This is a genomic window from Bradyrhizobium sp. Cp5.3 (assembly GCF_000426265.1).
Taxonomy (GTDB): Bacteria; Pseudomonadota; Alphaproteobacteria; order Rhizobiales; family Xanthobacteraceae; genus Bradyrhizobium; species Bradyrhizobium neotropicale.
In genome coordinates this window covers 28,385-46,649 of sequence record NZ_AUFA01000048.1, presented here as the reverse complement: position 1 = coordinate 46,649, position 18,265 = coordinate 28,385, and the positions used below count along the sequence as shown (strand labels likewise).

Here is an 18,265-nt window from a genome sequence, read left to right as displayed (position 1 = left end):
TCGCGTTCCAGGCGCCGGCTGGATTGCACCCGATTGAGATAACCGTAGATGTACAGCTTCAGGAGGACTGCCGGATGGTAGGAGGGCCGGCCCGTCTCCTTGGCGATCACACGTTCGAATCCCATTCCATGTAGGTCGAGCGCCTCGACAAAGGCATCGATGACATAAACGGCGTTGTCCTCGCTTACCCAATCCTCCAGGCATTCCGGCAAGAGCGTCAGCTGGGATCTATCCGCGCCTTCAACGAAACGTCCCATCCGCATCCCCCATCAGGAAACGGAGGAATCGTAGCCGACTCGCGACTTTTCACACAGCCAGGGCCGTAAGCGGACCTGCCGTAGTTGGCCGCTTCAAACCTAATCGGCGACCGCTGCTTCCTGAAAGTCCCCTTGCCTTTCGCCGCTGTCAGAGCGACGGGATATTCGGTACCGGCCGGGCGATACGCCGTGATGTCGATGGAATAACTTCGAAAACGCCGCCGCTGTCTCGTAACCAACCTTGCTGGCGATACGTGCGATGGGCTCATCGCTGGTTTCCAGCAGGAACGCCGCTTCCGCCATTCGGCGTTCGATCACATAGCGGTGCATGGACTGGCCGACGAGCTTGGTAAAGCGCGCCGAAAATACCGAGCGGCCGAGCCCAACGCGCTGGCCAAGATCGCTCAGGGTCCAGGGAAGCTCCGGATTTTCGTGAATGAGCTTGAGCGCCGGTCCGATATGTGGGTCAGAGATGGCCCCAAGCCAGCCGCCTTGTCCGGGACTGAGAGACGCAATCCAGCTTCGGAGCACCTCGACAAAGAGCACTTCCGTCAGTCGCGAAAGCGCGACGCGCTGGCCAGGACGTTCGAGCGCGGACTCGCTGACCATGCGGCGCAGGATTGCTTCAAGCCACCTACGGTCCGCCGTCGGCTTCAGCAAGAGCACGGGCGGAAGTAACTCCAGCACGCTGCCAAACAGCGGCCGTGACACTGTGAAATTGCCGCAGATCATGGTCGAGAGCGGCTTTGCACGGCTGCCGTGACGAACGACGCCAAGACGTGGCGACGACCGATCGATATCCATAATCCGCAAAGGCTTGGCCCGGCGATCCGAATAAAACACATGGGGCTCTCCGCGCGTGATGACGACAAAGTCGCCCTCAGTCATCTGGATTTCCTGTCCTTGTCCGAGCGCAAGGGTCGCGGAGCCCTGGCTGAGATAGTGAAATAGAGCGTAGGGGCGCGGCGCAGCGCCGCGATGAGGGCCAGCCGCTGCTCGGCGAGCCCGTTCATCTCGGCGCTGAACAGACGGTGCGTCGAACGACCCGCCTGCTTGGCCATGTACATGGCAGCATCGGCCTGCTGCATCAGCGTGTCGATGTCGGTGGCGTGATCGGGATAGAGGCTGATGCCGATGCTGGCCGACATCTGCATCGGCTTGGATCCGAGCCGCAAAGGCGCCGACAGCGCATCTGTGATCTGTCCCGCAACGCGCGCGGCGCTCTCCGCGTTGCGATTGGGCAGCAGGATGACGAATTCGTCGCCGCCCAGCCGGCCCAGCATGTCCTCGGGTCCGATCTGCTCGCGCAGGCGCTGCGCGAGCTGGACCAGGAGCTCGTCGCCCGCGGCGTGCCCCAGCGTGTCGTTGACGTCCTTGAAGTGATCGACGTCGAGAAAGGCGAGCGCGACATGGCCGCCGGTCGGACAGGCGTCGATCGCCATGGTGATCAGGTGCCGCAACTGCGCGCGGTTCGGCAGGCCGGTGAGAATGTCGTGATAGGCGAGCCGCGCGATCTCGGCGCGCGCCTCCTTGCGCTCGATCGCGAAGGCGCCGAGGTCGACGCAGGCATCGACGATCCGCCGGTGCCAGTTGCTCGGCGCGCGCGACTGACGGAAGTAGAAGGCGAAGGTGGCGATGACCCGGCCGTCCTTGGCCTTGATCGGCGTCGACCAGCATGCGCGCAAGCCCACTTGAAGCGGACGCGTCTTGTAGGGCTGCCAGCGCGGATCGGTGTCGAGATCGATCGCCAGCACCGGCCTTCCGTAGAAGGCGGCTGTTCCGCAGGAGCCCACATCGGGGCCGATCGCGATACCGTCGAGTGCGCGGGAATAATCCTCGGGCAGGCTCGGACCACCGAGCGGATGAACGAGGCCGGCGGAATCGACATGCAGCAGCGAGCAGACGACATCGGGCGCGATCTGCTCGACCCGGCGGCAGAGCCGGTCGGCAATCTCGGTGATCGGAACCTCGTCGGCGAGCGCGCTCATGATGAGCTGCTGAAGCGAGCGCAGCTGCCGGGTTTCGGTGATGTCCTCGAGCAGGGCGAAGAAGTGCTTGACGCGCCCCTTCGTGTCGCGAAAGGCGTCGATCCTGGCGCACACCCAGATCTCCTCGCCGTCCTTGTCGTAGACGAGCGTCTCGACCTCGCCGCGCCGACCGCCATGCATGAGACGCTCGACGAGCTTACTGACTGCCTTGCGGTTGGTGTGACTGCCGGCAATCAGCTCGGCCGCGCGGCGTCCCTCGGCTTGCGCGCTGGTGTAGCCAAACAGCCTGGTGAAGGTCGAATTGACATAGCGGATGTCCTGGTCGGTGTCGGTGATGATCACCACGCGGTTGGTCTGGTCGGAGACGGCGTTGAGCAGGCCGATACGGACGCGGCGTTCGGCCTCGGCGGTGACGTCGCGCGCGAACACGATGAGATGGATGGCCCCTTCGGCCACGATCGACGCGAGCGATATGGCCGCCTTGATCCGGCTGCCGTCGCGGCGCACCAGGCTGATCTCGTCGCGGAAGTCCACGACCGGATCTGCCTGAAGGCACGTCAGGGAGAGAGCGGCCGCATCGCGGCCGAGCACGTCCGCGCGCGCGAGCTTCCAGATCCGCTCGGCAGCGGTGTTGAAATGGGTGATGCGGTGCGCGCTGTCGAGGATGACGACGCCATCGTCAGCACGCTCGAGCGCGGCCCGTAGGACGTCCGGAGTTTCGGTCACAAGGCAGTCGGAGGCAGACATCGTTGACCCGGAGGCATCGTGAAGATGCGACAATCGGTCCGAAGCTAATGCTCCGATGGTGTCCAAGACGTTTTTGCAACCGGATGGCCTCCCGCCAAGGCGCGACATGATTAACATTCCGCGAAAGCGACGGCTGCAATACGATGCGTGCGGAACTCATTCCGCGCCGGGTCCCGCGTGAATCTTGTGCAGGCGGCCGGCCACGGCCCGCACCTTGCGCGGCGCCGCCTGCCAGATCGCAAGCGCCGACAATCCGCTCACCACGATGGCGATGGCGAACGCCAGCGTGTAGTCGCCGGTGCGATCGTAGAGGACCCCGGTCAGCCACGGACCGGCCGCGCCGCCGGCGAGCGCCGCGAGCATGATCGTGCCGAAGATGCTGCCCTGGTGCCTGCCCTGGAATATCTCGAACACCACCGCGCCCATGATCGAGGTGAGGCCGTAGCCGAGCGCGCCTTGCGTGAACACCATCAGGTAGACGAGCCACAGCGAGGGCTCGAACTTCAGGGCGATCAACGCCGCGAAACAGATCGCGAATCCTGCGCAGCTCGCCGCCCAGATCCATTCCCGCCCGACCCGGTCGGAGAGATGGCCGAGCAGGATCTGGCCGGGAATTCCGAGCAAGCTGACGATGCCGAGCGCCCATACCGCGACGTTCGCGCTGAAGCCGATGTCGAGCAGGAATTTGGTCTGGTGCACCTGCACGGCGTACCAGATGTACAGGCCGCAGAAATAGCCGAGTGCGATCCACCAGAAGCGCGCGGTTGCGAGCGCGCGCCTGAGCGTCCAGTCGGTGCCGGCCCAGGCCGGATCGACAACGTTGGAGACAGGCTTTGCCGCCCCCGCGGCCGGCGCTACATCGCCGTCAGGTCGAAGGCCGATGTCTTCGGGCCGCTTGCGCAGGAACAGATTGATCGGCGCCAGCACGATCAGGATGAGCAGGCCCATCGCGGTGCAGGCGGTGCGCCAGCCGGTCTGCTCGATCAGATGCTGCACCCATGGCAGCAAGCTCACCGAGCCGATGCCGACGCCGGCAAAAGCGATGCCGATGGCAAAGCCACGCGTGCGGATGAACCAGTTCGGCAGGAACAGCGATTGGCCGGAATAACCGAGGCAGACGCTGCCGGCGCCGACCATGACGCCGAGGGTCACATAGAGATGCCAGGGCTGACTGGTGAGCGGCGCGAGCAGCATTCCGCCACACATCAGCGCAACGCCAAGCTCCATCACCGCGCGGGGACCGGCCCGGTCCATCAGCCGGCCGATCAGCGGGCTGACGACGCTCGACGCCACGAAGCCGAACGAGAAGGCGCCCGCCGTGACGCCGCGCTCCCAGCCGAATTCGGAGATGATCGGCGGAAAGAACAGCGAGAAGGCCGTGCGCGCGTTGACGCCGATCGCCATGGTGACGAAGGTCACGGCGACCACGATCCAGCCGTAGAAGAACGGAAGCCGCATGTTGTGTTTGTTTCATCCCTGGACGATCTTTCCGAGCATCTGGGGATGCCAGGGTCAAGCGCTTTTCGCGCATGCCCGTTGCGTTCAGGCGGCGTCGCGCCGCGAAGGTTGGACGGACGCACCGAACTCAATTCGGTCGACCGGCTGCGGGCGTCCGAGCAGATAGCCTTGCGCGAAATTGACGCCGAGCGCGGTCAGCCGCTCGAACTCCTCAGGGGTCTCGATGCCCTCCGCGGTGACCGACATGTCCAGTCCACGCGCCAGCGTCACGATCGAGGAGATGATGGCCGAGCTGCGCGGCTGATGCGTCAGGTTGCGGATGAAGGACTTGTCGATCTTGATCTTGTCGAACGGGAACGCCGTCAGATAGCTGAGCGACGAATAGCCGGTGCCGAAATCATCGAGTGCGAGCTCGACGCCGATGCTCTTGAGCCGCTCCATGAAGGCGAGGTTCTCCACGCCGCGCTCCAGGAGGACCGACTCGGTGATCTCGATCTCGAGACGCTCTGGCGGCAGACCGGAATCCCTCAGCGCCGCAGAGATCACCTCGAACAGCTCGGCTTCCTTGAACTGGATCGGAGACAGGTTCACGGCGACCATCAGCTCCGCGGGCCAGGTCGCGGCATCCGCACAGGCGCGCCGCAACACCCATTCGCCGAGCGGCACGATCAGCCCGGTCTCTTCCGCGAGCGGAACGAACTGGTCCGGCGGAATCAAGCCCCGGCTCGGATGCCGCCAGCGCACCAGCGCCTCGAATCCGCGACACCCGCCGCCGATGACGTCGACGAATGGCTGATAGTGCAGCTCGAGCTGGCAGCGCGCAATGGCATCGCGTAAGTCGCCTTCCAGCGTGTTGCGCGCCACGAGCTCGGCCGACATCGCCTCATCGTAGACGGTGAAGCAGTTGCGGCCCGCCGATTTCGAGCGGTACAGCGCAAGGTCGGCCTTCTTCAATAGCTGCTCCTGGTCGCGGCCGTGCTCCGGCGCGATCGCGATGCCGATGCTGGTGCCGATCTCCACGCGATGTCCGGGCAGCAGGAACGGCTCGGCCACCAGCTTGGCGATGCGCGCGGCGAGTTCGGTGGAGCAGACCCGCTGATCCTCGCAGCCCTCCTGGATGATCGCGAATTCGTCACCGCCGAGCCGCGCCAGCACGTCGCTCTCCCGCAGCGCCGATTTCAGGCGCTGCGCCACCTGCCGCAGCAGCAAGTCGCCGGCCCCGTGACCAAGGGAGTCGTTGACGTTCTTGAAACGGTCGAGGTCGAGCATCAGGATCGAGAAGGTCAATCCGCTCTCCTCCAACTGACGGTTGATCTCGTCCAGCTGTGCGAGAAAGAACGCGCGATTCGGCAAGCCTGTCAGGATGTCGGTCTGGGCGAGCTCCAGCACCCGGCGGTTCGCCAGCGACAGCCGCCGGGCGTTGCGGCTTGCGAGCACGATATAGGTGGCAAGCGACAGCGTCAGCAGCATGCCGACGATCAGCACCGTGAGCGCGCGGTCGTACGACGTCTCCAGCGTGCCTCCGGCCGTCGGGATGGCACGGACCTGCCAATCGCTATCGCCGATCCTGAGTATCCCCGACCAGTGCACGCCGCGCGCGACATCGCGCATCGACTGCGGCGCGGCGGGAGCGGACGAGAAATCCGGCATCGACCGCTCAAGGCTGACGATCCGCCCCGAGAACGGCGGATAGACATTGACGCTGATTGCCGGACTTGCCGCGGTCGTGGCCCGGATCGATTGCAGCAACAGCGGCAGGTCGAAGATGCCGACGACGAAACCCGCAAGATTGCGGCGCCGATCAGCAACCGTCTCGCGCGAGGTGCCCTTGGCATAGACCGGCACCACGACGAGGACGTTCGGCTGTTGGCCGCCCTCTTTCGGACCATAGAGCTCGGTCCGAAGCGCGGCGATTCGATCGTTGTCCCGTGCGCGCTCGAGCGCCGCGCGGCGGTCCGGAACGGTCGCGTAGTCCATGCCGTAGACGGCCGACGTCTTCGGCTGCGTCGAATAGAAGACCGGAAAGTACTCATCGCTCTGCGGCGCCGTCGCAAAGCCCTGATCATGTCCTTGGCCCTGGAGCGACTTGATGCGATAGCCGGATACGCCGTCGGACACCGCCGCGGCCTCGTATTCGGCACGCTCCTTGCGATCGACGCGCGGCAGCCAGGCGATGCGCAGCATGCCCGGATGGCGTTCGAACAGCCGGCCGCTGAAGGTCTCGAACTCGCTGCGCGTGATTTCCTCGTTGGCCGATTCGAACAGGGTGCGCAGAGCCAGGAGCCTGCTGATGTATTCGTTCATGCCATTCTGCATGACGATGGATTCAGTCTCGGCGGCGCTGTCGAACTCGACCTTGTTGACGCGGTCCTCCCATCTCGACACGGCGGCCGCGCCGACCAGCGAGAACAAAAGGCCGACGCAGGCCGCGACCAGCGCAGGACGATAGAGCCCCAACAGCGGCGCGGAACGCCACCGTCCAGTCATGCGCTTCCGATCCTGATCATTCTGATCGTGATCGCCCATCTTGATCCGCAGTCCCCTTGCCGCGCGGCGGATCGCACCTCTGGTTGAGCCGCCGAGGCAACGATCGGACAAGGAACGGAGTTAAGAAGTGCACAATTTCGCAAGCCGGACGTCCCGCATTGCGCGGCTTAGTTAACGATTGATCCGCAAGTCGGTCCATTCCGGTCGTAAGTTGCAGCTTTTCCCCGCAGTCTTACGGAGCGTCCTTGCAAGGGGGTTAGCGAGCTGTTCAGCTGCCCGCACTATCGTTCCTGCAATTCTTCCAGCATCCGGCAACCGTCTTCATGAAACGATCGCGAGCAGCAACCTGCGTCGCCCTCATCGTCGTGCTGCTGGCCGCGCTCGCGCCCGCAGCCAGGGGCGATGAGGCCGGCGTCAGCGCAGATGCGATCCTCTTCGGCCAGGCGGCCGCGCTCGAGGGCCCCTCGTCGGCGCTCGGACAGCGCATGCGACAAGGCATCGTCGCCGCGTTCACCGAGATCAATGCCAGGGGTGGCGTACACGGCCGCAGGCTGCAATTGCTCAGCCGCGACGACGGCTACGATCCCGACCGTTCGGTGGTGCAGACGCTGCGGCTGATCGAGGACGACAAGGTGTTCGCGCTGATCGGCGCGGTGGGAACGCCGACAGCGATGGCCACCATTCCGATCACCAGCGCCAGGAACGTTCCCTTCATCGGCCCGTTCACCGGCGCCGAATTCCTGCGCGACCTCGAGCTGCCGAACGTCGTGAACATTCGCGCTAGCTACGGCGCCGAGGCCGAGGCGTGGATCAAGCACCTCACCGAGGATCGCAAGTTCACCCGCATCGGCATCTTCTACCAGGACGACGCCTTCGGCCGCGACGGTCTCGCCGGCGTGAAGAGCGCGCTCGCAAAGCGCGGCCTCGAGCTCGCTGCCGAAGGCACCTTCGAGCGCAACACCCGCGCGGTCGGCTCGGCCTGGCGGATGTTGAGGCGCGCCGAGCCGGAAGCCATCGTCATGGTCGGCACCTATGGCCCCTGCGCCGAATTCATCAAGCGCGCGCACCGCAACGGCTTCTATCCGACCTTCGTCAACATCTCCTTCGTCGGCGCCAATGCGCTGGCGCGGGAGCTCGGCGCGGAAGGCGAAGGCGTCATCGTCTCGCAGGTCGTCCCATTTCCCTGGGATCGCACGCTGAGGCTCGTCGCCGATTATCAGGCGGCGCAGAAGGCGTATGATCCGACGCTGCCGCCGGACTTCGTGTCGCTCGAAGGCTATCTGTCCGGCCGCCTTGCCGCCGCGGCGCTGGAGAAGACCGGCCCCAATCCGACACGGGCGGGCCTCTTGCGCGTGATCAACGATGTCGGCCGCTTCGACATCAGCGGCAGTATCGTCACCGTCGGAGCGCATGCAATCGATACGCCGCCAAAGGTGTTTTTGACCGTGATTCAGAAGGACGGGACCTTCAAGCCGGTCGATCGGCTGTAGGCAGCCTCAGGGCCGGCGTGTCCAGCGGTCGGCATTGACCGCGCCCGGCGGGATCTCGCCCTTGATGATCGCCTCGACCTGCCGCACCGTTTCCAGCGACTGATATTCGATCGCCTGCGGGGTCAGCCCGCCGACATGGGGCGTCGCGATGACGTTGGGGAGCGCGGCCAGTTCCGGCGTCGGCATCTGGTCGGGCGCGCGGCCGACATCCATCGCCGCGCCGGCGATGCGCCCTTCGCGTAGCGCCCTCGCAAGCGCCGCCTCGTCGACGAGATTGCCGCGCGAAAGATTGATGAACACGGCATGCTTCTGCATGCGTGCAAGCGCTGTCTCCCCGATCAGGTTCTCGGTCTGCTCATTGGCGATGGCGAGGCAGACGACATAATCCGACGCCGACAACAGCTCGTCGAGGCCGACCTGCCTGATGGCGCTGTCGCTGACGGTCGCGAAGGGATCGGACACCAGCACGTCCATCCGCAGCACCTTGGCGATCTCGGCGAGATAGCGGCCGATGCTGCCATAGCCGATGATGCCGATCCTGCTGCCGGCGAGCTGGCGGCCCATCCGCGCCTCCACCTTGCGGCCGGCCTGATAGTCCGCCGTCGTCCGCGACACGCCGCGCGACAGATCGACCATGAAGCCGAGCGCGAGCTCGGCCACCGCCTGCACGAAACCGGGCCCGGCGCGGGTCACGAGCACGCCAACTTGCGAGGCAGCCTCGACATTGACGTTGCGGATGTCGACGGCACAGCGGACGAAGGCGCGCAGATCCGGGAGCTGCGCAAAAATCTCGCCGCGGCCTTCGGTCATGCGATCGGCGACGATGATGTCGGCATCCTTCGCCGCGCGAACGAGGCTAGCGGAATCGAGCGGCTGATCGCCCTCGTGCAGGATCACTTCGGCGATCGCCTGCAGCCCGCTCAGGCTGCGCGCGCCGTAATAGTTCCGGCGCATCTCCGGCGTGTGAGCCAACAGGACTTTCACGGCAAAGCTCCTTCAGTAGCCGAATGCGCGCGGCAGCGCGGTGCTGAGCCACGGCACGAAGGCGATCACCAGCAGGCACAGCATCAACAGGCCAAGATATCCCATGATCGGTTTCACCGTCTGCTCGATCGGCACGTTGCCGATCAGACAGGCGCCGTAGAGGCCGAGGCCGAGCGGCGGCGCGAACAGGCCGATGCCCATGGCGATGACCAGCACGACGCCGAAATGCAGGGGATCAACGCCGAGCTGCACCGCCACCGGCAAGAGCAGGGGGCCGAAGATGATGAGCGCGGCCGCGCCTTCCAGCACCGAGCCCATCACGATCAGCACCGCGATCGCGAGCAGCATGAACAGCCAGACGCCGCTGGTCTTGGACAAGGAAAGCATGAAATCGCCGACGGCGTGCGGCACCTGCTGCAGGGTCAGCGTGAAGGCGAGCGATTGCGCGGCGGCGACGATGAACAGCACCAGCCCCGCGCGCGTCGCCGCCTGCACGAAACTGTGCGCGGCCGATTTCAGGCTGAGCTCGCGGAACACGAGACTGCCGATGACGAGCGCATAGGCGACCGCGAAAGCGGATATCTCGGTGGCCGTGGCAAAGCCGCTCTTGAAGCCGAAGAAGATCATGAAGATCAAGCCGAACGAAGCGATCGCGCCGGTCCAGAGGCCCGACACCGGCGTCTCCGGCTCGACCTCCTCGACCGTGGCGGGCCGCTTGCCGAAGATGATGGAGACGACGATCAGGACCAGCGCCATCAGCGCCGAGGGCAGCAGCCCAGCGACGAACAAGCCGCCGATCGACAGGTTCGCCACAAAACCCAGGATGATCAGGTTGATGCAGGGCGGAATGGTTTCCGCCATCACCGCGGATGCGGCAAGCAGCGCCACCGCGCCGCCGGGGTTCTGCTTCGAGCGGCGCGCTGCCGGGATCAGCACGGAGCCGACCGCGGCAACGTCGGCCATCTTCGAGCCCGAGATACCCGAGAACAGCACCATCGAGGCCACCATCACGACGTTCAGGCCGCCGCGCATGCGCCCCACCGCGCGCTGCAACAGCTCGATCAGCCGCACCGACATGCCGTTGGCTTCCATGAGGTAGCCGACGAGAATGAAGAACGGAATCGCCAGCAGCACGAAATTATCGATGCCGCGCGCCATCTGCTGGGCAAAGATGACGCCGGGCAGCGCACCCTCGACCCAGATGAAGATCAGCGCGGCGAGCGCCAGCGCAAAGCCGATCGGCAGGCCGCCGAACAGCGTCGCGAAGAAGCCGATCAGCATCAGCGTGCCTGATGACAGCACCGTTGACGGCGACAGAAAGTCCCAGGCGAAGTACAAGGCGGTGACCACGGCGATCGCAACCAGGCCCTTGGCGATGTCGGGGAGCGGCCGTGCGCAGAGGTGATCGATCGCGAACACCGTCATGAACAGTGCACCGATGCCCATCGGATAGAAGGTCAGCTCCAGCGGCAGGCCCGAGCCGGTGGTCTGGCCCGCCGTCAGCGAGCCCAGCTTGATCGCGTTGTAGGCGACGTAGCCGGAGATCAGCACGATCAGCAGCGCGCTCGCGGCATCGACCAGCGCGCGCAGCCGCAACGGCAGCATGTCGCGAAAGAAGGAGACGCCGACATTCTCACCGCGCGCCAGCGCGCTCGCCGCGCCGAAGAAGGCCGATCCGACCATCAGTCCGCGCGCGACGTCATCAGACCACTCGACCGGCGCGTTGAAGAAGAAGCGCAGCAGTACGGAACCGCACACCACCACGAGATCGGCGGCCAGCAGGATGGCCGCGATCGCATCGCTGGCGCGAAGAAGCAAGGTGATGCCCCCGTGGCGGCCGCCCGAGAGGGACGCGGCGCCTGTCATCGCCGCCTCAGGCCTGGGTCGCGCGGATCATGTCGATGACCGGCTTGGACTCGGGCCGCGCCTTGATGAAGTTGTCGATCTGCGGCATGACGCGCTTCCTAAACGCCTCACGATCGCATTCGGCGACCGTCACGCCCTTGTCGGTGAGCGCTGCCAGCGCCTCCTTCTCCACCGCAAGCCCGTGCGTGCGCGTATCGGCCGCGGCCTTCTTGGCGGCGTCGAGAAAACTCTCGCGCAGCTTCGTATCCATGCGATTGAAGGTCATGTCGCTGAAATAGATCGCCAGCGGCGAGAAGTTGTGCTGCGTCAGCGCATAGAACTTCGCCGTTTCGAAAAACTTGCTGGCGAGGATGGTCGGCGGATCGTGCTCGAGCCCGTCCAGCACGCCGGCCTGCAATGCGGTGTAGATCTCGCCGAACGCCAGCGGCGTCGCGGCCGCGCCCATCAGGCGCAGACATTCGGTGATGACGGGATTGGGCAGCGTCCTGATCTTCAGGCCCGCGAGGTCCTCGGGGGTCTTCACCGGCTTCTTCGCCAGCACGCTGCGCGAGCCGAAATTGTACGCCCAGGCGATGATCCGGATATTGCCGCCCTTGAGCAGCGCATCCTCGATCGGCTTGGCGGCGCCGGCATCGAACGCCTTGGTCTGCTGCGGGAAGCTGCTGAAGAGGTAGCCGAGGTCGAAGGTGCCGACGAGCGGCACCAGATTGGCCGAGATCGACGAGCCCGACACCATGAGGTCGATGACGCCGAGCTTCACCGAATTGATGACGTCGATTTCCTGACCGAGCTGGTTGTCGGGGAAGAAGGAGACTTCGATCTGCTCGCCGAGCCCATTCGCCTTCAGGTTCTTGACCAGATTGTCATAGTAGACGCGGCCGTTGGCGTATTTCGGATCGTTCGGCAGCGAGGAGGAGCATTTCAGCTTCATCGTCGCGGCTTGGGCGCGGCCGATGATCGCGGGAGAGAGCACCAGACCGGCGGTCACCGCCATCGACGACTTGATGAACGCGCGACGGCTCACGGGCACGATGGTCATGATGCAGTCTCTCCCAAGCATTTTTTGTTCGGCCCCGATCATTGTCGCGACCTGTTGCCCGGACTGTATGGCCAAAGCGACAGCGCACGCAAGGGTCGCGCCCAGTGACGGAGCAAGCATCCGCGAAGCAGACATTTCGGCGTAGATCGCGGCACAGGGCCTACGTTTGCCGATGTTTCGATGAATGCTGCGCGATGATCCGGTGACCTAAGGGCCTGCGGAGCAGGATTGACGCGGATCGATCCAATTCAGGTATGAATCAATGCAGAACGCATATTGATTGCGCCTTGCTGATTGGGTTTTCGACTGCCGAGCGTCCTTCGGCACGCGACACAAAAAGAAAGAGCTGCGGGAGATCGCGCTCCCGCAGCTCTTGTCGATTGATGATGCCGTAACGTCAGCGCGAATGCGCGCCGCTCAGCTGACCGCTCGCCGCCTCGACATCTCGCGACGGCCGCAACGCGTAGGCGCCATCGCCGAGGAGGGCCTGCGCCACCAGCGCGATCGCCCAGAAGGCGGGGTATTCCCAGCCGCCCTTCGGATTGCTGAAGAAGAATCCGGCGGCCCCATGCACCGTGAAGATCGCGCCCAGCAGGATCGGGATGCCCGCCAGCGCCGCATAGCGGGTCCACACGCCGAGGATGAGGGCGACGCCACTCAGCACCTCGACCGCGATCACGAGATAGGCGAGTTCGGGCGGGAAGCCGAGGCTGCCGAAGAACTTGGCAGTGCCGGCCGGCGTGAATACGAACAGTTTCAGGCTGGCATGGGCCAGAAACAGCGCGCCCAGCGTCACGCGCAGCACCAGCGCGGCGTAGGGAGCGGTGCGGGAATCGATCATGACGGTCTCCATTGTTGGATGCGATATGATCTATTCTCAATGGAGTGATAATCCCCTATTTTGGAAATATAGCTCACACTGACAGAGTGAAGTCATTTTGCTCGACCGCCTCACCAGCCTCGAGGTCTTCGCCAAGGTGGCGGCCATTGGCAGCCTGTCCGGCGCAGCCCGCGCCATGGGCCTGTCGCAGACCATGGTCACCAAGCATGTGGCGTCATTGGAGGCGCGGCTTGGGATCAGGCTGTTCCACCGCACCACAAGACGGCTGTCCATCACCGAGGCCGGACGCAGCTATCTCGAATCCTCCGAGCGGATCCTCGCTGACATGGAGGCTGCCGACGCTGCGGTCGCGCGCGAGCGCGTCGAGCCGCGCGGACTGCTGCGGGTCAATGGGCCCGTCGTGTTCGGCACAAGGCAGATCGCGCCCCTCATCGCAGAGTTCAGCGACCGCCATCCCGAGGTCACGATCGAGCTCGGCCTTAACGATCGCCTGGTCGACCTCGCCGAGGAAGGCTGGGACCTCGCGATCCGCATCGGCAAGCTGCGCGACTCCAGCATGGTGGCGCGACGGCTCGCGCCGAACCGCCTGGTCGTCTGCGCCGCGCCGTCCTATCTGGCGAAGCACGGCACGCCGCGCAACGTCGCCGACCTCGCCGCCCATAATTGTCTCGGCTACACGCTTTCGCAGCAGGCGAGTGCGGCGGAATGGTTGTTCGGGGCGGACGGCGAGATCCGTGTCCAGGTCAGCGGCAATCTGCGCGCCAACAATGGCGATGCGCTGCGCGCCGCAACGCTGGCCGGGCTTGGGCTGGCGCGACAGCCGACCTTCATCGTCGCCGACGACCTGCGCGCAGGCACGCTCATCGCACTTCCGCTCGACCAGCCCGAGATCCAGACATCGGCGGTGCATGCGGTCTACCTGCCCGACCGCCGGCCGCCGGCCAAGGTGCGCGCCTTCATCGACTATCTCGCCGCGCGGTTTTCGCCAGTCCCGCCCTGGGACCACGGACTGCCGTGACGCACACGGCTCGGCGCGACCGGGTCCGGCAGGTCCCTGCCCCATTTTGTCGCACGCTTCGTCGCATGTCTTTTCGTTGCATGTCTTTTTGTTGCATGTCTTGGAGCGTGAGCCAGCGCACAGACGGCAACGTGGCGAAGGCCTAGAAGAGGTGAGATCCTCGCGCGCATTGCCGATGGAGGTGACACCATGCGCCGTCCAGTCTTTTGCAGTTTGTTGGTTGCATCCGGCCTTCTTGCCCTCGCCCAAATGATGACGCCCACGGAGGCCGCGGCAGAAGCACGGCTCGCGCTCGTAATCGGCCAATCCGCCTATCGCACGGTGCCGGAACTTCCCAACGCCGCCAATGATGCCAAGGGCATGGCCGAGCTGCTCGGCAACGCCGGCTTCAGCGTCACCACGGCGCCGAACCTCGCGCAGAACGAGATGCGCCAGACGATCAGCGATTTTGCGAGCAAGGTCAGCGCGAGCGGCGCCGATACTGTCGCACTGGTGTTCTATGCGGGCCACGGCCTGCAGATCGACGGCGAGAACTATCTGGTGCCGGTCGACCTCGATCCCAAACGCGAAGCCGACATCCCGCTCCAGGGCGTGCGACTGAACGATCTCCTCAACACCCTCGGCGCGCTGCCGATGCGGGCACGCATCTTCATGCTCGATGCCTGCCGCAACAATCCGTTCCCGGCGCTCAGCGGCGCCGGCCACGGCCTTGCGATCGTCGACACCAAGGCCGGCGCGCCCGGCTCGTTCATCTCCTATTCGACCTCGCCCGGCGCGGAAGCCGAGGACGGCTCCGGTATCGACAGCCCCTACACCACGGCAGCGCTGACCATCGCCAAGGAGCCCAACATCCCGATCGAGGAAGTGTTCAAGCGCATCCGCGTCGCCGTGGCGCAATCGACCGACGGTCGGCAGATCCCCTGGGAAAGCTCTTCGCTGACGACCGACTTCAAATTCTTCGGTGGCGATGGCAGCGGTCAGCCGTCTTCTGTCCCGGGCGCAGGCTCGACGGCGCTCGCCAGCGCCACGCGCAGCGTCGACGACTGGCGCAACGAGCTGCGCGGCAAGGCGCCCAAGGCTGCCTATGAGCTCGTGATCTCCGACGACACCGTGCCGGCGTATCAGGCCTATGTCGAACTGTTCGCGCAGGATGCCTCCGCGCCGCGCATGCGCACGATCCTGGAGCGCCGGCGCCAGATGCTGGCCTGGGAGCGCGCGGTCGCGATCAACACGCGCGCCTCGTTCGAGGCTTATCTTGCGAACTGGGACAACAGCGACCTGGCTGCGACCGCGCGCAGGCTGCTGCTCCGCGTGCAGAACCGCAATTACGGCCCGGCCGCCACCGCGGCCCTGCCCGCTCCGGTCGCCGTCGCGCTGGCGCCGACCTGTCCGTGCTCGGCGCCCTCGACACCGGCAACGCCGGTCAATCCGGCGGTGGCGCCGATCATCAAGAAGCGCGTCGATGACACGCCGCCGAAGCGCAGGGTGGACGATACACCGCCGAAGCGCAGGGTCGTCGACACGCCGCCCAAACGCCGGCCCCCGCGTGACGACATCGTCGTCGAGCGCGCACCGCCTCCCGGTCCACCGCCCGCAGCCGTGATGCAAGGCATCGGCATCGGTGTCGGAATTGGCCTCGGCATGGGCATGGGCGGCCGCGGCAGCGAGGGACACGGCGACTACCGCCGGTACTGAGGCTCCCGCCCCGATACGAATGGATGTCCGCAGGGGTCACCTGCGGGCATTCTTGTTGATGGTAGCGCCCCTCTCTGCCGCCTAGCCGTCCGGAAATGCTGTAGTCTGATCGTCAGAGAAGCTTTTCCGGGACTGCACATCAATGCCGCACGACACTCACGCCAAGATATCTGAGGCCAGGACATCATGGCCGCTGTTCGGCTCGCTTGCGTCCTATTCGCTGCCGGGCGACCTGATGGCGGGGCTGACGCTCGCCGCCATCGCCATCCCCGAGCAGATGGCCACCGCGCGGCTCGGCGGCTTCGCGCCGCAGATCGGCTTCTTCGCCTTCATGGCGGGCTCGCTCGGCTTTGCCCTGCTCGGCGGCAACCGCTTCCTGTCCTGCGGCGCCGACTCCACGATCACGCCGATCTTCGCCGGCGGGCTTGCGGCGCTGGCGGCGACCGGCTCGCCTGAATACCAGGGACTGGCGATCGCGCTGGCGCTGATGGTCGGCGCGATGCTGCTCGCCAGCGGCGCCTTCCGCCTCGGCGGCATCGCCAATCTGTTGTCGGTGCCGGTGATGGTCGGTTTCCTTGCCGGCATCTCCGTCCACATCATCGTATCGCAATTGCCGGGCGTGCTCGGTGTCGAGGGCCCGAGCGGACCGACGCTCGATCGCATCGGCGTGCTCGCCGGCGAGTTCGGCAAAGCCAATCCCTACACGCTGTGCATCGGCTTCGGTGTGCTGGCCGTGGTGTTCGCCTCCGAAAGAGTGAGCGCGAAGATTCCGGGCGCCCTGATCGGACTTGCAGGTGCGACGCTGGCCGTGATCGGGCTCGGCCTCGAGAGCAGGGGCGTCAACGTCGTCGGCGCAGTGCCGGGCACGCTTCCGCGGCCGACATTGCCCGAGCTTGCGCCGGAGCTGTGGGTGCGGCTGGTGCCGCTTGCTTTCGTGATCACCGTCGTCGTGATGGTGCAGACCGCCGCCACGACGCGATCGTTTCCGTCCGATCCCGACAAGCCTGCCGATGTCGATCGCGACTTTCTCGGCGCGGGCGCCGGCAGCGTGCTGGCCGGCCTGTTTGGCGCGTTTCCGGTCAATGCCAGCCCGCCGCGAACGGGCATCGTCGCGGAGACTGGCGGGCAGTCGCAGCTCGCGGGCCTTGCCGCGGCGGTGATCGTGCTGGCGCTTCTCGCTTTCGGCACCGGACTGCTGCGGCACGTGCCGGATGCCGCGCTCGGCGGCATCCTGCTGTTCGTGGCGCTGCGGATCATCCGCGTGAAGCAGATCGTCACGATCTATCGCCAGTCCTTCAGCGAGTTTCTGCTGATCGTCGCCACCGCCGCGCTGATCATCGTGCTGCCGATCCAGCAGGGCGCCTTTCTCGGCATCGTGCTATCGCTGTTGCACGGCATCTGGAGCACCACTCGCGCAAGGCTCGTCGAATTCGAGCGCGTGCCGGGCACAACGATCTGGTGGCCCGCCCATCCGCACATCACCGGCGAGCGCATCGCCGGCGTCGCTGTGATCGGGCTTCAGGCGCCGCTGTCCTTCCTCAATGCGCCCGGCTTCCGCAGCGACGTCGCAAAGGTCCTCAGCACCTCGACGCCGCAATTGCTGGTGCTGGAGGCGAGCGGCATGGTCGAGATCGACTTCACCGCCGCGCAGATCCTGCTCGACGTCTTCAAGGCGTGCAGCGAGCAGGGCGTCACGGTGGCGCTGGCGCGGCTGGAGTCGGTGCGCGCGCAGAACGCCTTCGAACGCTTCAGGCTGTTCGAGGCCCTGCCCAGGGAGCACGTGTTCCACAGCGTGGACGAGGCCGTCCACAAGCTGGCGCGCTAAAGCGTGATGGCTTTCGGTTGAATCGATTGACCGCAGGCTCGGTCAACCTCTCCCGCTTGCGGGAGAGGGGAGCGCACCGCATGCGTGGCAGCAACAAGCCATCACGCTTTAGCTGCGCCTCACTCCGACAGCGCAGGATAGTCCCGCTGCACAGCCTCCCGGATCCAGCTCGCCTGGATCGCGCGCGACAATATCCGCGCGGTCTTGGCGTCGTTGGCCTTCATGCAGAGACCGACGATGCGGCTGACCGCATCGTCGCGCATCAGACCGTCGGAAATCTTCATCGCGATTTCCATGGCAGCACGTGCCGCGCGCTCATAGCGCTCGCCTTCACGCTTGTCGGCACGCGCCCCGGAGCTTCCGACCGCCTCGGCACTTGTGGTCGCAGCCTGGCAGATCGCGCGGATGCGCTCGGCGGCCTCGATGTCGCCGAGCGGACCCGCGATCGCCTCGTCCCAGATGTCCCCCGGTTGCTTCCTCGCGAACCACTTCATCGCCCTGCCATTCGTGGTCTTCCGGCCACATATTCTCGCACCTCAGCTCCGCCCAGCATAGAGAACCGTCGCGAGA

General features: G+C 65.5%; 13 protein-coding genes and 1 pseudogene. 4 read left to right on the top strand and 10 right to left on the bottom strand.

The window, feature by feature from the left end:
- The 5 genes and pseudogenes from K289_RS0135660 to K289_RS0135640 all read right to left on the bottom strand — a co-directional run.
- Window positions 1–257 (bottom strand): transposase (locus K289_RS0135660; protein ID WP_198024832.1); only part of this gene is annotated, 257 nt, incomplete at its 3' end.
- 99 nt (window positions 258–356) lie between these two features.
- Window positions 357–1,220, bottom strand: a pseudogene (locus tag K289_RS46290) (cupin domain-containing protein); the annotation flags it as partial.
- On the bottom strand, window positions 1,142–2,992 hold the full coding sequence (locus K289_RS46285; protein WP_245284091.1) for a diguanylate cyclase domain-containing protein: 1,851 nt from the start codon (window positions 2,990–2,992) through the stop codon (window positions 1,142–1,144). The gene K289_RS46285 and the pseudogene K289_RS46290, both read right to left, overlap by 79 nt.
- Window positions 2,993–3,148: 156 nt before the next feature.
- Window positions 3,149–4,450, bottom strand: a complete 1,302-nt coding sequence (locus K289_RS0135645; protein ID WP_027555816.1) for an MFS transporter — start codon at window positions 4,448–4,450, stop codon at window positions 3,149–3,151.
- A gap of 84 nt (window positions 4,451–4,534) precedes the next feature.
- A complete protein-coding gene (locus K289_RS0135640) occupies window positions 4,535–6,937 on the bottom strand; it encodes an EAL domain-containing protein (protein WP_035687038.1) in 2,403 nt (800 codons plus the stop codon).
- Between the two features lie 323 nt (window positions 6,938–7,260).
- Here K289_RS0135640 and K289_RS0135635 point away from each other — a divergent pair, with 323 nt between their 5' ends.
- On the top strand, window positions 7,261–8,427 hold the full coding sequence (locus K289_RS0135635; protein WP_027555814.1) for an ABC transporter substrate-binding protein: 1,167 nt from the start codon (window positions 7,261–7,263) through the stop codon (window positions 8,425–8,427).
- Window positions 8,428–8,433: 6 nt separating this feature from the next.
- Here K289_RS0135635 and K289_RS0135630 read toward each other — a convergent pair whose 3' ends face one another.
- From K289_RS0135630 to K289_RS0135615, 4 genes are all read right to left on the bottom strand, one after another.
- Window positions 8,434–9,411: a hydroxyacid dehydrogenase gene (locus K289_RS0135630; protein ID WP_027555813.1), complete on the bottom strand. Its 978-nt coding sequence runs from the start codon at window positions 9,409–9,411 to the stop codon at window positions 8,434–8,436.
- 12 nt (window positions 9,412–9,423) lie between these two features.
- Entirely contained in the window at window positions 9,424–11,277 is a 1,854-nt protein-coding gene (locus K289_RS0135625) for a TRAP transporter large permease subunit (protein ID WP_027555812.1), read from the bottom strand.
- 7 nt (window positions 11,278–11,284) lie between these two features.
- On the bottom strand, window positions 11,285–12,316 hold the full coding sequence (locus K289_RS0135620) for a TRAP transporter substrate-binding protein (protein ID WP_027555811.1): 1,032 nt from the start codon (window positions 12,314–12,316) through the stop codon (window positions 11,285–11,287).
- A 397-nt stretch (window positions 12,317–12,713) separates the two neighbouring features.
- Entirely contained in the window at window positions 12,714–13,157 is a 444-nt protein-coding gene (locus tag K289_RS0135615; RefSeq protein ID WP_027555810.1) for a DoxX family protein, read from the bottom strand.
- A 97-nt stretch (window positions 13,158–13,254) separates the two neighbouring features.
- Here K289_RS0135615 and K289_RS0135610 point away from each other — a divergent pair, with 97 nt between their 5' ends.
- The 3 genes from K289_RS0135610 (at window position 13,255) to K289_RS0135600 (ending at window position 17,695) form a co-directional block, all read left to right on the top strand.
- A complete protein-coding gene (locus K289_RS0135610; protein ID WP_027555809.1) occupies window positions 13,255–14,175 on the top strand; it encodes a LysR family transcriptional regulator in 921 nt (306 codons plus the stop codon).
- A gap of 189 nt (window positions 14,176–14,364) precedes the next feature.
- Window positions 14,365–15,870 carry a caspase family protein gene (locus K289_RS0135605; protein ID WP_027555808.1) on the top strand — a complete coding sequence of 502 codons (1,506 nt, stop codon included), beginning with the start codon at window positions 14,365–14,367 and terminating at the stop codon, window positions 15,868–15,870.
- A gap of 142 nt (window positions 15,871–16,012) precedes the next feature.
- Window positions 16,013–17,695 carry a SulP family inorganic anion transporter gene (locus tag K289_RS0135600; protein ID WP_027555807.1) on the top strand — a complete coding sequence of 561 codons (1,683 nt, stop codon included), beginning with the start codon at window positions 16,013–16,015 and terminating at the stop codon, window positions 17,693–17,695.
- 119 nt (window positions 17,696–17,814) lie between these two features.
- Here the strand turns inward: K289_RS0135600 and K289_RS0135595 are convergent, their stop codons facing one another.
- Window positions 17,815–18,189, bottom strand: coding sequence for a hypothetical protein (locus K289_RS0135595; RefSeq protein WP_027555806.1), 375 nt, complete (start codon window positions 18,187–18,189; stop codon window positions 17,815–17,817).
- Between the last annotated feature and the right edge of the window lie 76 nt (window positions 18,190–18,265).